Origin of the sequence: Sulfitobacter maritimus (assembly GCF_013346665.1) — a bacterium.
Classification (GTDB): domain Bacteria; phylum Pseudomonadota; class Alphaproteobacteria; order Rhodobacterales; family Rhodobacteraceae; genus Sulfitobacter; species Sulfitobacter maritimus.
Genome location: NZ_JABVBB010000028.1, coordinates 90,798 through 105,149, shown reverse-complemented (window position 1 = coordinate 105,149; position 14,352 = coordinate 90,798). Strand labels below are relative to the sequence as shown.

Annotated in this window: 13 protein-coding genes; 3 read left to right on the top strand and 10 right to left on the bottom strand. The window is 60.9% G+C overall.

Annotated elements, in window-relative coordinates; genetic code table 11:
* Window positions 1–9: 9 nt before the first annotated feature.
* The 3 genes from HTT03_RS08640 to HTT03_RS08630 all read right to left on the bottom strand — a co-directional run bounded on the left by HTT03_RS08640 (window position 10) and on the right by HTT03_RS08630 (window position 5,577).
* Window positions 10–2,925 carry a DNA translocase FtsK gene (locus HTT03_RS08640; protein WP_174859447.1) on the bottom strand — a complete coding sequence of 972 codons (2,916 nt, stop codon included), beginning with the start codon at window positions 2,923–2,925 and terminating at the stop codon, window positions 10–12.
* Between the two features lie 12 nt (window positions 2,926–2,937).
* Window positions 2,938–4,122, bottom strand: coding sequence for an aminotransferase class I/II-fold pyridoxal phosphate-dependent enzyme (locus tag HTT03_RS08635; RefSeq protein WP_174859446.1), 1,185 nt, complete (start codon window positions 4,120–4,122; stop codon window positions 2,938–2,940).
* A 120-nt stretch (window positions 4,123–4,242) separates the two neighbouring features.
* Window positions 4,243–5,577 (bottom strand): amidase, encoded by a 1,335-nt coding sequence (locus tag HTT03_RS08630; protein ID WP_174859445.1) that lies wholly within the window; start codon window positions 5,575–5,577, stop codon window positions 4,243–4,245.
* An 85-nt stretch (window positions 5,578–5,662) separates the two neighbouring features.
* Between HTT03_RS08630 and HTT03_RS08625 the strand changes: the two genes are divergently transcribed.
* On the top strand, window positions 5,663–6,889 hold the full coding sequence (locus tag HTT03_RS08625) for an FAD-dependent monooxygenase (RefSeq protein WP_174859444.1): 1,227 nt from the start codon (window positions 5,663–5,665) through the stop codon (window positions 6,887–6,889).
* Between the two features lie 5 nt (window positions 6,890–6,894).
* On the opposite strand, the gene HTT03_RS08620 is transcribed toward HTT03_RS08625, so the two are convergent.
* The 5 genes from HTT03_RS08620 to HTT03_RS08600 form a co-directional block, all read right to left on the bottom strand.
* Window positions 6,895–7,080, bottom strand: a complete 186-nt coding sequence (locus tag HTT03_RS08620) for a Trm112 family protein (protein ID WP_174859443.1) — start codon at window positions 7,078–7,080, stop codon at window positions 6,895–6,897.
* Entirely contained in the window at window positions 7,077–7,721 is a 645-nt protein-coding gene (locus HTT03_RS08615; RefSeq protein WP_174859442.1) for an LON peptidase substrate-binding domain-containing protein, read from the bottom strand. The genes HTT03_RS08620 and HTT03_RS08615 overlap by 4 nt, the downstream gene beginning before the upstream one ends.
* A gap of 27 nt (window positions 7,722–7,748) precedes the next feature.
* On the bottom strand, window positions 7,749–8,669 hold the full coding sequence (gene trxA / locus HTT03_RS08610; RefSeq protein WP_174859441.1) for a thioredoxin: 921 nt from the start codon (window positions 8,667–8,669) through the stop codon (window positions 7,749–7,751).
* Window positions 8,670–8,723: 54 nt separating this feature from the next.
* Complete coding sequence (locus tag HTT03_RS08605) at window positions 8,724–9,512, bottom strand: exodeoxyribonuclease III (protein WP_174859440.1); 789 nt, start codon at window positions 9,510–9,512, stop codon at window positions 8,724–8,726.
* 492 nt (window positions 9,513–10,004) lie between these two features.
* Window positions 10,005–10,691, bottom strand: coding sequence for a response regulator transcription factor (locus HTT03_RS08600; RefSeq protein ID WP_174859439.1), 687 nt, complete (start codon window positions 10,689–10,691; stop codon window positions 10,005–10,007).
* Window positions 10,692–10,853: 162 nt separating this feature from the next.
* Between HTT03_RS08600 and ribA the strand changes: the two genes are divergently transcribed.
* Window positions 10,854–11,945 (top strand): GTP cyclohydrolase II, encoded by a 1,092-nt coding sequence (gene ribA / locus HTT03_RS08595; protein WP_174859438.1) that lies wholly within the window; start codon window positions 10,854–10,856, stop codon window positions 11,943–11,945.
* Entirely contained in the window at window positions 11,942–12,436 is a 495-nt protein-coding gene (locus tag HTT03_RS08590; RefSeq protein WP_174859437.1) for a L,D-transpeptidase family protein, read from the top strand. The genes ribA and HTT03_RS08590 overlap by 4 nt, the downstream gene beginning before the upstream one ends.
* On the opposite strand, the gene HTT03_RS08585 is transcribed toward HTT03_RS08590, so the two are convergent.
* Complete coding sequence (locus tag HTT03_RS08585; RefSeq protein ID WP_174859436.1) at window positions 12,426–13,079, bottom strand: YggS family pyridoxal phosphate-dependent enzyme; 654 nt, start codon at window positions 13,077–13,079, stop codon at window positions 12,426–12,428. The genes HTT03_RS08590 and HTT03_RS08585 overlap by 11 nt on opposite strands.
* Before the next feature lie 102 nt (window positions 13,080–13,181).
* Window positions 13,182–14,087 (bottom strand): porin, encoded by a 906-nt coding sequence (locus HTT03_RS08580; RefSeq protein WP_174859435.1) that lies wholly within the window; start codon window positions 14,085–14,087, stop codon window positions 13,182–13,184.
* Window positions 14,088–14,352 lie beyond the last annotated feature (265 nt).

The window sequence follows — 14,352 nt, the reverse complement described above, 5'->3', positions numbered from 1 at the left end:
GAACGCTCTTTAGTTCTGTTCGGGCACCAAAATCTCACGCTTGCCGACGTGGTTCGCCGGAGAGACAAGCCCCTCTTCCTCCATCTGCTCCACCAGGCGCGCGGCTTTGTTATAGCCGATCGCCAGTTTCCGCTGGATGTAAGATGTCGAGCATTTGCGGTCTTTGATGACCACCTGAACGGCGGTGTCATAAAGCGCGTCTTCGCCATCGGTATTGCCGCCAAGGCCCAGCACCGCGTCGATGTTGCTTTCCTTATCCTCGGACGGCCCTTCGACCACGCCTGAGACGTAATCCGGCTCGCCGAATTGCTTGAGGTGGTTGACGATCTCTTCGACTTCTTCATCGCTGACAAAGGGACCATGGCAGCGGGTGATCTTGGCCCCGCCTGCCATGTAAAGCATGTCGCCCATGCCCAAGAGTTGCTCAGCGCCCATTTCGCCCAAGATCGTCCGGCTGTCGATTTTCGAGGTCACTTGGAAGGAAATACGCGTGGGGAAGTTCGCCTTGATCGTGCCGGTGATCACGTCGACCGAAGGCCGCTGGGTGGCCATAATGAGGTGGATACCAGAGGCCCGCGCCATCTGCGCCAGTCGCTGGATGCAGGCTTCGATCTCCTTGCCCGCGACCATCATCAGGTCGGCCATCTCGTCGACGATGACGACGATATAGGGCAGCGCCTCAGGTGTGTTTTCCTCAGTCTCGAAGATCGGCTCGCCGGTGTCCTCGTCAAAGCCGGTCTGCACGGTGCGGGAGAACATCTCGCCTTTGGCCAGCGCTTCACGGACGCGGCCGTTGTAGCCTTCGATGTTGCGCACGCCCATCTTGGACATTTTGCGGTAGCGTTCTTCCATCTCGCCCACGACCCATTTCAGCGCCACAACGGCCTTCTTGGGGTCGGTGACAACTGGGCTCAGCAAATGCGGGATGCCGTCATAGACTGACAGTTCCAGCATCTTCGGGTCGATCATGATCATCCGGCATTCCTGCGGTGTCAGCTTGTAGAGCAGCGACAGGATCATTGTGTTGATCGCCACGGATTTACCCGAGCCGGTGGTCCCGGCGATCAGCAGGTGGGGCATTTTCGCAAGGTTCGCGACTACGGGATCACCGCCGATGTCCTTGCCGAGCGCCAGCGGCAAACGCTGGTTGCCGTCGCCGAAATCACGGCTCGACAGGATCTCGCGGAGGATCACCTTCTCGCGGTTCTCGTTGGGCAGTTCGATCCCGATGACCGAGCGGCCCGGCACGGTAGAGACACGCGCCGACAGCGCAGCCATGGAGCGGGCGATGTCATCCGCCAGACCGATCACGCGGCTGGCCTTGAGACCCGGCGCAGGCTCAAGCTCATACATGGTCACAACCGGACCGGGGCGCACGGCGACGATCTCGCCCTTCACGCCATAGTCATCCAGCACGGTTTCCAACATGCGGGCGTTTTCTTCCAGCGCCTCATCGCTCAGATGCAGGCGTTGCACGCTTTCGGGGCTTTCGAGCAGGCTCAGCGGCGGCAGTTCGAAACCCGGATGTGTGTCCTCAAAGGTCAGGGCCGGTTGTGCTTCGACCTGCGCTTGCTTCGACGGCTGCACGACCCTGCGGGTCGGTTGCTGCACAACTTTACGCGGCTCGGCGACGGGGATTTTCATCGCCTCGGGCGCAGGCGCTTCTTGCAGCGGCAGCGTTTCAGAGGTGACGGTGTCTTGGTAGCTCTCGACCATCGGCTCTTGCATCATCGGCTCATGCATCGGCTCTGGTGTCTCATGCATTCGCTCTGGCTGTACTTGAGGTTTACGCAGCATCGGCTCTGGCCGCAGCGTGGCTGGGCCAGCGGTCAACGGCGGCTCGGCACGCAGAGCGGCTGGCTGGCTGGTGTTGAGCAGCAACGGGTCCGGCCCCCTGCCCCGGCCTTTGGTTAGCGGCGCTGTGGTTGGGGTGTGCACTGCATTGGCCGTGCGGACGCGGTTCTTGATGACATCCGCGATCTTGCTCTTGATGCGCTCTTCGCCCGGTGTCTCGTCAACAATCGCGTCGCTATAGGTCTCGATCAGTTCCGGCTCTGGCATGCCGTCAGATTCAGGACGTTTGATCAGGCCGGGCATACGGCCAAAGAGACTGCCGCGCTGGTCCTCTGGCTCGGCCATCGGGGCCTGCGCGTAGTAGTCATCGTCCGCCTGGGTGGCCCATTGTTCAGCCTCTTCGGCCTCCAACCGACGGCGCTCGCGGCGGTCGGCCTGACGGGCGGCGAGGTTCTGCGCTGTCAGAACGGCCCCGCTCGCGCCTCGGCCCAAGAGGTTCATCAACCCGGCATAGGCCATGATCAGCCCAACCAGCATAAAGCGCAGGATGCGTTGCAACTCGGCCTTGGTGAAGCCCAAAACAAAAGCGCCGAGCGCCACGATGGCGATGCCCATCAGCAGAGACATCAACTTGACCGTAAGGGTCGATCCAATCGGCAAGATGGTCAGCAGCGCACCCATGACGGTGTCGCCAAAGAGCCCCCCAAGACCAAAGCTATGGGTAAGCAGCCAGTCCTGACCGGGGGCCAGCGTGGCGGCATAGATCGCGCCGAGTGCCACGGCAATGGGAGCAAAGATCAAGCGCGAGATGGCACGGTCTTCGCCCAGATGCAGCGCAAAACGACCGCCCCAGAGCAGCAGGACAATGGCAATGCCCCAAGCCCCCCAACCGACGATCATGAACAACGGCGCGGCGATAGAGGCCCCGATCCGGCCCATCCAGTTCTGCACCGGCGCATCGGTTGAGACCATCCAATTGGGATCGTCGGGCGTGTAGCTGCCGATCATCATGGCGGCCATGATGCCCAGCATGATCAATGCCAGTCCCAGCAGTTCACGACCGCGCTTTTCGATTGCCTCGGCCATGTTGCTGTCTAGCAATGGATCGCGTCCCCGTGTCTGAAATGCCATGTCGTCCCTCGCTTATGTCGAATACAGACAGTCGCGGATCGCTTCCAACCCGCGCGTCGTTTCGTCTTTTGGGGCCACCAAAGCGACCCGAATGTAATTCTTGCCGGGGTTCCCCCCGGCCACGTCTTGCGACAGGTAGCTGCCCGGCAGCACCCGCACGCCGGTCTCGCGCCAGAGCTTCAGCGCCGCTTCCTCGTCATCCTCAACCGGGAGCCAAAGGAAAAACCCGGCCTCTGGGCTCGCGTAACCCGGCACATCGCCAAAGATCCGGTCGGCAATGGCGTATTTCTCTTGGTAGAGCGCACGGTTTTCTTGAACATGCGCCTCATCCGCCCAAACGGCAGCGGCGGCTTGCTGCAAAGGCAGCGGCAACGGCGCGCCCGCGTAATTGCGCAACTGTTTCATCTCGCGCATCGTCTCCGGCCCGCTGGCGGCAAAGCCAGACCGCAGCCCCGGCAGGTTGGAGCGTTTCGACAGCGAGTGAAAGATCACCACGCGGTTGCGGTCGGTGCCCAGCTCTTTAGCCACCTCCAGCGCACCGGTGGGCGGCGTATCGCGGTAGATCTCGGAATAACATTCGTCGGCGAAGATCAGGAAATCGTATTTCTCAGCCAATGCGATCAAATTGGCCCAGTAATCGCGCGATGCCACAACGCCTTGCGGGTTGGCGGGCGAGCAGAGGTAAGCCGCCGTGGTGCGGCGCAGCACCTCTTCGGGCAGGTTGGCGAAATCGGGCAGATGTCCCGTTTCAGCCGTGGCGGGCACCATGATCGGGTCAGACGCACCGGAAATCGCGCCGATCATATAGACCTGGTAAAAGGGGTTCGGCATCAAAATGGCCGATTTCTCGCCATTCTTGGTCTCCGGGCAGAGCGCGATGACAGCGTTATACAGCCCTTCGCGGGTGCCGTTCAGCGCCATGACCTCGCTGTCGGGGTCCATCTCAACGCCGTAGCGCCGCGCGATCCATGCAGAAACCGCCCCGCGCAATTCGGGCGAGCCGTCATTTGGCGGGTATTTGTTAAACCCTTCCGCATGTTTGGTAATCTCATCGGTCACCCATGCGGGAAACGCATGTTTCGGCTCGCCAATGGTCATGTGAACAGGCGTGCCACCGCCCTCATGCCCATCAAGCAAGGCACGCAGGCGCGGCCACACGTGGGCCGGAAGGTTCGAAAACCGCTCGGAATACATCATCACAACTGCCTCGGATCGGGATCATTAGCGCCCCGTTTGCCCCAAGGTACCCAAGGGCGCCTCCCCCGTCCAGAAAAACCGGGAGATTTGCGGCCCTTGTGGCTTTTCGGTCGTGCGCCGTTATGCCTCGCGCAGGGCCGCTTCAGCCGCTGCACCAAGGCGCAAAAGCTGTTCTTCGGCATTTGGCGCAGCCATCAGAGAAATGCCACAAGACGGCGCTTCGGTTGGCAACGTCAGGGCGCAGAGCCCCATCAGATTCGCGACTCGCGTGTTGCGCAGCGACAGGAGATTCTGCGCAAGGTAATAGTCATGGTCGCTGTTGAGCCGCTCAATGTTTGGCGGCAACATCGGCGCAGTCGGCACCAACACTGCGTCATAGCCTGCCACAGCCCGATCGTACCCTGCCCGCGCCAGATCAAGCTTGGCCCAAGCGGCCACGTAATCGGGGCCGGAGAACTGTTTGCCCGTCCGAAAACGCTCAAGAATTTCCGAAAACATCGCCTTGGGGTTGGCCTCAATCACATCGCGCCACAGTCCATAGGCCTCAGTGGTGTAAAGGCACGAACTCAGCGGCATGGCGTCTTCGACTTCGGGCACTTCAATCTCGTCTATCGTGGCTCCGGCGTCTTTTAAACGCGCCACTGCAGCCTCGAATGCGGCTTTTGGCTCCTCTGACAGGTCGTCCATCACCACATTGGTCAAGATCGCAAAGCGACAGCCTTCCAATTCGCTTTCTTGCAGATCGATGGGTTTCTCACCTTCCAGCAAAGCCAGCAAAAGCGCCGCATCTTCGACCGAGCGGCACAGGGGACCAACAGTATCAAACTTGGCCGCCAGTGGCACCGTGCCGACAAGAGAGACCCGCCCCGCCGTCGTCTTGAGCCCCACCAGATCGTTCCACGCCGCTGGAATACGCACCGATCCGCCCGTGTCAGAGCCGATCGCCGCCGCGGCCAGATTAAACGCGACAGAGGCCGCCGCGCCGGAGGAAGAACCACCCGACACGCTGTCCGGCTCATTGATGCAAGGCGGCGTTGCGGTGCTGGGGTTATGACCAAGGCCCGAAAAGGCCAATTCGCTCATGTGGGTTTTGCCAAGGCAGACCAGCCCCATCGCGGAGGCATTGCGCAGGACTTCGGCGTCTTGCTCCGGCACGCGGCCGTCAAGCAGTTTCGACCCCGCTGCAGTTTCCGTGCCTGCGGTGTCAAACAGGTCTTTCCAAGAGATTGGCACCCCATCGAGCGGCGACAACCGCTGCCCATCGCGCGCGCGCTCTGCCGCCGCTGCCGCCTCAGCGCGGGCGCGGTCGGCGGTGACGCGGGCATAGATACGGTCGCGCATTGGATGCCCGTCGATAGCATCAAGGTAGGTATCGCAAAGCGCCACCGGATCGATGTCCCCTGCCGCGATGCCGCGCCCTAAGTCCGCTGCCGTCATTTCCAACCATTCGCGCATGTCGTCCCCCTTGCCGCTGTTCTTGGCGAACCTAGCGACCGTTCCGCACATGGACAATCCCCGCGCGCAGGTCATATTTAGGGCCATGGAATTTGACCACGATATCGCAATCATCGGCGGCGGGCTGAACGGCCCGGCCCTTGCCTTGGCCCTCAGCCGCGCAGGACTGCGCGTGGCGGTGATCGACGCCCTGCCCGCGCAGACCTTTGAAGACGCCGAATTTGATGGCCGCGCCTATGCGCTGGCGCTGACCTCAGTGCGGCTGATGGAAGGCATTGGCATCTGGCCCAAGATAGCTCAACAGGCCCAGCCGATGCTGGAGATCAAGGTGACTGACGGGCGCGCGGGCACCGGCCCTTCCCCCATGTTCATGCATTTCGACCATGCTGAGATCGAAGAAGGCCCAATGGGGCATATGGTCGAAGACCACCATCTGCGCCGCGCTTTGCTGGACGCGGTGAAAGCCGACCCGGCGATTACCCTGTTGAACGGCACCCGCGTCACAGATCAAACGGTCGAACCTACGGGCATCACCCTTACCCTCGCCGATGGTGAAACTCTGCGCGCGCGGCTCGCCGTGGGCGCCGATGGACGTGGCAGCGGCACGGCTGAGCGGGCGGGCATCAAGCGGATTGGATGGTCCTATGACCAAACCGCGCTGGTCTGCGTGGTCAACCACGAGAAACCACACCACGGCGTCGCGCATCAATTCTTTATGCCGCCCGGTCCGCTGGCGATCCTGCCACTAACCGGGAACCGCTCGCTGATCGTCTGGAGCGAGCGCAGTGCCAATGCCGCCGCGATCAATGCATTGCCCAATGCGGGGTACCTCGACGTTCTGCGCCCGCGTTTTGGCAGCTTCTTGGGCGATATCTCTCTCACCGGCCCGCGCTACTGCTATCCCCTTGGCCTGTCGCTGGCCCATTCGATGGTTGCCCCGCGTGTGGCGCTGTTGGGCGATGCGGCACATGGGGTGCATCCGATTGCAGGGCAAGGATTGAACGCGGGTCTGCGCGATGTGGCGGCGCTGGCGGAGGTCATAGCCGACGCTGTGCGACGCGGCGAAGACCCCGGCAGCGATGCGGTTTTGGCGCGCTATCAGGAATGGCGGCGGTTCGACAATGCGAGTCTTGCGCTGGCCACGGACAGCTTTAACCGCCTGTTCTCAAACGATAACGCCTTCATTCGACTGGCCCGCGACATTGGCATGGCGGCGGTCAACGCCCTGCCCGGCCTGCGCCGAGGTTTCATTCGCGAAGCGGCGGGACTTACAGGAGAATTGCCAAGGCTCATGCAGGGCAAACCGCTTTAGCGCGGTTAAAGCGTGCGGGCCTCATCGGGCAACATGACGGGAATACCGTTGCGGATCGGATAGGCCAGACCGGCAGCCTTGGACACCAGCTCTTGCTTTTCCGCATCATAGGTCAGCGTGGTCTGGCTGCGCGGGCAGATCAGCGCCTCAAGCATCCGGCGGTCAAATTGCACGGTCACGGGGTCGGTCATTGCATCAATCCTTCTTCCTGACCGCCGCGCATGGCAAATTCGATCAGTGTCACCAATGTCTCGCGCCGGGTCTCCAGCGAGGGCGCTTCGAGCAGGGCTTGTTTGTCTTCGGCCTCAAACTCCAGCATCATCGACAAGGAGTTGATCAGCAGCTCGTCCTCCGCCTCTTTCAACGTATCCCAATCGGCTGACAAGCCCTTGGTGTCGAAATAGCGGCCCAGTAGATCGAGAAAACGTGACCGGTCAAAATTGGCGTCAACCTCGCCCCCGCCCATATCACGTTCAAATCCCGCCCAGTTCACATCGCAACGGCGGTAGGGGCTGAACCCGTCGATCTCTTGCACCACCCGGAACCGCGACATGCCGGCAAGGGTGACCATATAACGCCCATCCTCGGTTTCGGAGAACTGAGTGATCCGCCCGGCGCAGCCGATGCTCTGCAATTGCGACCCGTCACGCCCTGGCACCTCATTCGGCTGCACCATACCGATGAGCCGCGTATCGGTTTTCAGAGTGTCTTCGATCATCTGAAGATAGCGCGGCTCAAAGATATGCAGCGGCAGACGCGAGCGGGGCAGCAGTAGCGCCCCTGCCAACGGAAAGATCGCGATAGTCTGAGGCAATTCGGCTGGCTTGATCATGGTGAGGGACGTAGTGCGCCTCCCCCGTCAGGCAAATATCATTGACGACAGTTTGCGACGGCCATTCAAGACCACCGGATCGTTGGGTTTCAGCGCCTCGAAAATGGTGAAAAGCTGCGTCTTTGCGGCACCGTCGTTCCATTCGCGATCCCGGCGGAAGAGTTCAAGCAGATGTTCCACCGCCCCTTCGGCGTCGTTATGCGCATAGAGCGCTTGGGCCAGATCAAAGCGCGCCTGATGATCGTCGGGATTAGCCTCAACCTTGTCGGTCAATTCCGCCACCGGACCTGCGTCAGCCGCCTGTCGCGCCAGCTGCAACTGCGCATGTGCTGCTTCCAGTTCGGGCGCTTTGGAGATTTCAATCGGCGCACCATTGAGCAACGCCTCCGCCTGATCAAGCGAATCCATCGCGATATGCGCACGCACCATACCGCCATAGGCGGCCGCGTTCATCGGGTCTTCTTCGAGGATCGCGGCAAAGGTCTGAACCGCATCCGTTGCGGCTCCTTCGGCCAGCATCTCTTCAGCAGCCTCTACGGCGTCGGCCAGCGTATCGCCGGGCGCTTCGCCGCCGCCCGCTTTTACGACCCGATCAACAAAGGCTTTAATCTCGGACTGCGGCAGCGCGCCTTGGAAACCATCAACGGGCTGGCCTTTGTAAAAGGCATAGACCGTAGGGATCGACTGAATCTGCAACTGCCCCGCAATGGCCTGCGCCTGATCGACATCGACCTTTACCATCTTGACCGCACCCTTGGCCGCGCGCACCGCGTCTTCGAGCATCGGGCCAAGCGTTTTGCAAGGGCCGCACCACGGCGCCCAGAAATCGACGATGACCGGGACGGTCTGCGAGGCTTCGACCACATCGGCCATGAAGGTCGCTTCGGTCGTGTCCTTGATCAGGTCAGCATCTGCCGGGGTGGCGGTGGAAAGGTTCAGATCGGTCATCGTGTCATCCTCGCTAATCGCGTTTGGCCTTATATGGACGTGCAGCGGCGTGATTCAAAGGTCAAAACTGGCAAAAACCGGCGCGTGGTCGCTGGGCTTCTCCCATCCGCGTGCGTCGCGGACGATGTGGCTGGAGTGTCCCGCCTGCGCAATGTCGGATGTGGCCCAGATATGATCCAGCCGGCGACCCTTGTCAGCAGCGTCCCAATCGGCGGCACGGTAGGACCACCAGCTATACAGATTGCCCGTCGGCATATCCTGCCGGGTGATGTCCACCCAATTGCCCGCATCCTGCACGGCCCCGAGCGCTTCGACCTCAAGCGGCGTGTGACTGACGATCTTGAGCAGCTTCTTGTGGTCCCAAACATCATCCTCACGCGGGGCGATGTTCAGATCACCCACAAGGATCGACTTCTCCGGCTTCTCAGCATGGAACCAGTCACGCATTTCCGAAAGGTAGTCGAGCTTCTGGCCAAATTTCTCATTGATCTCGCGGTCGGGTTTGTCGCCGCCTGCGGGCACATAGAAATTGTGGATCGTGGTGCCATTTTCCAGCTTTGCCGCCACATGGCGGGCGTGGCCGAGCATGGCAAAATCCTGATCGCCTGCATCCAGCAGCGGTAACTTCGACAGGATCGCCACGCCGTTGTAGCCTTTCTGCCCCCGCGCCACCATGTGCGTATAACCCGCCGCCTTGAACGCCTCGACCGGGATCTTATCGACCGGGCTTTTGCATTCTTGCAGGCAGAGTACATCCGGCCCGTGTTCGGCCAGCAGCTTCAGCACCAAAGGCTCGCGTAGGCGAACGGAGTTGATGTTCCAAGTGGCGAGGGAAAAGGACATGAGGGCAGGCTCCGGTCTGGGGGGTGGTCCGGCACAGTAACGTGAGGGGCGCCGGGGTGCCACGAGGAAATCTGAATGAGGGCCATCGCCTGTCCGCGGGTTCGCGATGCGACGGACGTTCGCCCCCTCCCTTTATTTCTTAGCTTTAATGTGCGTTAGGGAAAGCACACCCAGCCTAACCAAATCGCCTACCCGGTCGCACCAAAGGGGCGCCCATCATAATACGGCATGCCTCTGGCGTTACGGGCGGGCAGGCGATGGCCCGGCGCCTGCGGCTTGAGGCCGGGCCAGAGTGGCACCGACAACCGTTAGCAATGACCGGCTAGGAACCCACCACACAAAAAAACGGCCGGGCTCAGGGGCCCGGCCAGTCCAACAGGGAGGTATGTACCAGTACCCGGGTACAATCTTCGGGTTCAAACCGAGGTGCGGGTCATGAAAACCCCGCCTCTCAGGGAATCCAACCACAGGGGCCGGAATTGGTTCCCGCTTTTATGGCATCAGTCTGTAACCGCCTGATTCCGTGACCAACAAACGGGCGTTCGACGGGTCAGGTTCGATCTTTTGCCGCAACCGGTAGATATGGGTCTCCAACGTATGGGTCGTGACCCCGGCGTTATAGCCCCAGACCTCATGCAGCAGCACGTCACGCGGCACCACCCCATCATTGGATCGATACAGGAATTTAAGGATATTGGTTTCCTTCTCGGTCAACCGCACCTTCTGGTCGTCCTCGGTCATCAACAGCTTCATCGCGGGTTTAAACGTATAAGGCCCCAACTGGAACACCGCGTCTTCGGATTGCTCATGCTGGCGCAGTTGCGCGCGGATGCGGGCCAGCAGGACGGGGAACTTGAACGGTTTGGTCACATAGTCGTTCGCGCCCGCATCGAGGCCAAGGATCGTGTCGGCATCCGTGTCATGGCCGGTCAGCATCAGGATCGGGCTCTTCACCCCTTGCTTGCGCATCAAACGGCACAGCTCGCGGCCATCGGTGTCGGGCAGGCCCACGTCCAAGATCACCAAGTCATAGAGCGCCTCTTTGGCGCGGGCCATCGCCTCCGTGCCATTCGCGGCTTCGAAGACATCGAAATCTTCGGTCATAATGAGCTGTTCGCTAAGCGCTTCACGCAGGTCATCATCATCGTCGACAAGCAGAATTTTCTTGAGTTGGGCCATGTGGTCCTCCGTCTATTCCCTCCAACATGCGCCCCAGAGGCGTGCGCGACAAGAGATGCAACACGGCCTTCACGCCCTCGTGTCGGCAGAGCGGCAAATGTTTCAATTCCCTGTCGAATATCTTAGATAACATTGAAAGCCTCCGCGGAGTTGCAACAGATTATGAGTTTCGCCCCCGACATTACCGAACAGCTTGCGCGTGCGCGGGCAGACCTGCGCATGGGCGTGCCCGTGGTGCTGGAGGACAAAGGCCAAGCCGCGTTGGTCTTGGCAGCCGAGACGCTGACAGCGCAGCGGCTGGCGGATGTTCTGGCCTTGGGCGGCGCTCCGGTCTTGGCGATCACTGCGCGGCGGGCGGAAACCCTCAAAGCGCGGGCCTATGACGGTGGCCTTGCGCGTGTCCTGTTGCCACCGGGGGCCACCCCCGGATGGGTGCAGAGCATCGCTGACCCGGCAGACGATCTGCGCGCACCGATGAAAGGCCCGCTGAAAACGGCACGCGGCGGCGACACGGCGGCGCATCAAGCGGCGATTGATCTGGTCAAGGCTGCGCGGATGCTGCCTGCGGCACTGGTGCTTGACCTGCCGCAGGGCGCGGACTTCGCGCGTCAACATGGGCTGACACTGATTGACCTCACCGCCGCAGCCCCCGTTCTGGCACGGCGCAGTGCCTTGCACCCGGTGGTCAACGCCCGCTTGCCGATGGAGGTGTCGGAGGCCGGGCGGCTACATATCTTCCGCCCCGAGGACGGCGGTGAAGAGCATTACGCTATCGAGATCGGCCGCCCTGCCCGCAACACGCCAGTCCTCTGTCGTTTGCATTCCGCCTGCTTTACAGGCGATCTGATGGGCAGCCTGAAATGCGACTGCGGCCCGCAGCTTCGCGCCGCGTTGGCGCAGATGGGGGGCGAAGGCAACGGCGTGTTGCTCTACCTCAACCAAGAGGGGCGCGGCATCGGCCTTGCCAATAAAATGCGCGCCTATTCGCTGCAGGATCAGGGGTTTGACACGGTCGAGGCCAATCACCGTTTGGGGTTTGAAGATGACGAGCGCGACTTCCGGCTTGGCGCCGACATCCTGCGCTCGATGGGATTTTCTGCGGTGCGCCTGCTGACCAACAACCCGCGCAAAGTGGGTATGATGGAGCAAAGCGGCATCACCGTCGCCGAACGGGTGCCGCTCGCGGTGGGCGAAAACCGTCACAACAGCGCCTATCTGGCGACCAAGGCTGCCAAGTCGGGGCATTTACTGTGACCCTGAATGATATGGTTCTGACTCCGACGGGGCTGCGGTTTCGCGGGCGGCGCTACGCCTGTAGCATTGGCAAGGGCGGGCTGACGGATCGCAAACGCGAAGGGGACGGCGCCACACCGCGTGGGGTGCATCGCTTGGTGGGGATGCTCTACCGACCTGATCGCATCCCCGCGCCGAGCGCTTGGGCCCAGCCGATCCTGCCGGGTGATCTATGGTCAGACGCGAGCGGGCAGCCCGATTACAACCACCGTGTCCGCGCGCCCTACGCCCATAGCCACGAAGCGCTACGCAGGGCCGACCCACTTTACGATCTGGTGATCCTGACCGATTGGAACTGGCCAGATGCTGAAGCCGAACGCGGCTCGGCGATTTTCATCCATCAATGGCGGCGACCGGGCTACCCGACCGAGGGCTGTGTAGCCTTCTCGCGAAGTGACCTGCACGAGATCGCGACACAGATTGGCCCGGCCACACGCCTGATTATTCGTTAACCCGTTCCCCAAAAATGGCAGAGCCAACCCGCACATGGGTCGCGCCGAGGGCGATGGCTTGCTCAAAGTCTCCGCTCATGCCCATCGACAGGCCGGTCAGATCATTGCGTGCGGCGATCTTAGCCAACAACGCGAAATGCAGCGACGGTGCCTCATCCACCGGGGGGATGCACATGAGTCCCTTTACCGGCAGGTCAAGCCCGCGACATTCAGCGATAAACCCGTCCGCTTCCCGCGGCAGCACGCCGGCCTTCTGCTCTTCTTCGCCGGTGTTCACCTGAATAAAAAGGTCAGGACAGCGGCCCATCTCCTGCGCCAGACGCGCAATTGTTTTCGCAAGTTTGGGACGGTCGATTGTGTGAATGGCATCCGCCAATTCCATCGCCTGCCGCGCTTTGTTGGTTTGCAACGGGCCGATCAGGTGGAGGTCAATACCTTCAAACTCTTCGCGAAAGCCAGGCCATTTGCCCGCAGCTTCTTGCACACGGTTTTCACCAAAGCAGCGCTGACCCTGCTCCAAGACGTCCCGTACCCGGGCATTAGGCTGCACTTTGCTTACCGCGATCAGCCTGACCGATCCCGCCGCGCGGCCTGCGCTGGCTTCGGCTTTGGCAATACGGTCGTGAATGTCGCTTAGGCTCATGGTGGGGTCTCCTTATGCAACGCGCAGAAAACACCAGCACCGTGCAAAAGAAAAGGGGCAGACCGAATGGCCTGCCCCAATAGTCAGAGTATGTCGTTCAACTTAGAAGTTGAAGCGAACACCCATGTCGGCCTGTGTGTTGCCGCTGATCCGCTGAGCAACACCACCACGCAGCGAAACACCGCCACCCAGGTCGTGGTTGAAGTCGATACCGTAGCCAGTGTCGTTTGCAACACCCGTTTCAGTTGCACCACTATTATCAGCAACATAGACTTCTACGTCTGTTGCTGCGCCCACGTCAAAACGCGCGGCCAGAACGACACGGTCACCGCCGATGCCGTTGTCAGCATAGGCCAAAGTCACGTCTGCGATACCAAAGGAACCACCAGCGGACGCGGTCCACTCAGTGTCACGGGCGCTATCAGAGTCTTGACCGCCAACTGCGAAGGTCCAGCCGCTCCATGTGTAAGCAACGTAACCAGCAACGCGGTCGTTTTGGTCGGAAGCCGACACGTGAACCGCCAGATCGCCAGCGGAGTACAGAACTTCAACACCGTTCGGAGCGCCGTCACCTGTGGAGCTGTACTGATCACCACGGTCATTGAATACGGTGTAGTCATAACCCAAACCGGTCAGGCCAAGGTCGATCGGGTACTGACCTGGCATGGATTCCAGAGCACCGAAGATGTTGCCAACGCCAACTTCAAAGCCACCGGAGCGTGCGAAGTAACGAACGCCGTTAAAATCAGCGCCAACACCGTTGGTGGTGCCGTTGCCGTCAGCTTGAATACGGGCGCGAGCACCGACAACAACGCCTGCATCGGATTCAGCAGTCGCATCGATCTGCAAACGGAAGCGGCTGGTAAGATCAGTCGTGCTGCCACCAGTTGCGGAACCGGTTTCATCATACTTGATACCAAAGCGGCCGTAGCCACCGAATGTAACGTCTGCTGCTGCAACGCCGGCGGTCGCAACCAGGGCTGTTGTAGCGAAGAGAACTTTTTTCATGAGTTTTCCCTCGGTTTGAATTCATATGCCCAGACCGGGGAATCCGGTAAGGGTATGAAGGCTGTTTGCCCCCGATGACCTGCACTTGGCAAGGTTCACGCAGCCTTCCCTCTCAATGTCGCCATGGTTGGTGCAGCTATGCCACAGTTTTTCCGACCAGACACCGGGTTAGGCCGTATTTGCCTCGGTTCAGCCGTGGAACGCAGACCCGACATAGACCTTGCCGATAAGGGCTTGCTTGGATAGACCGGAGCGCAAACAGGCA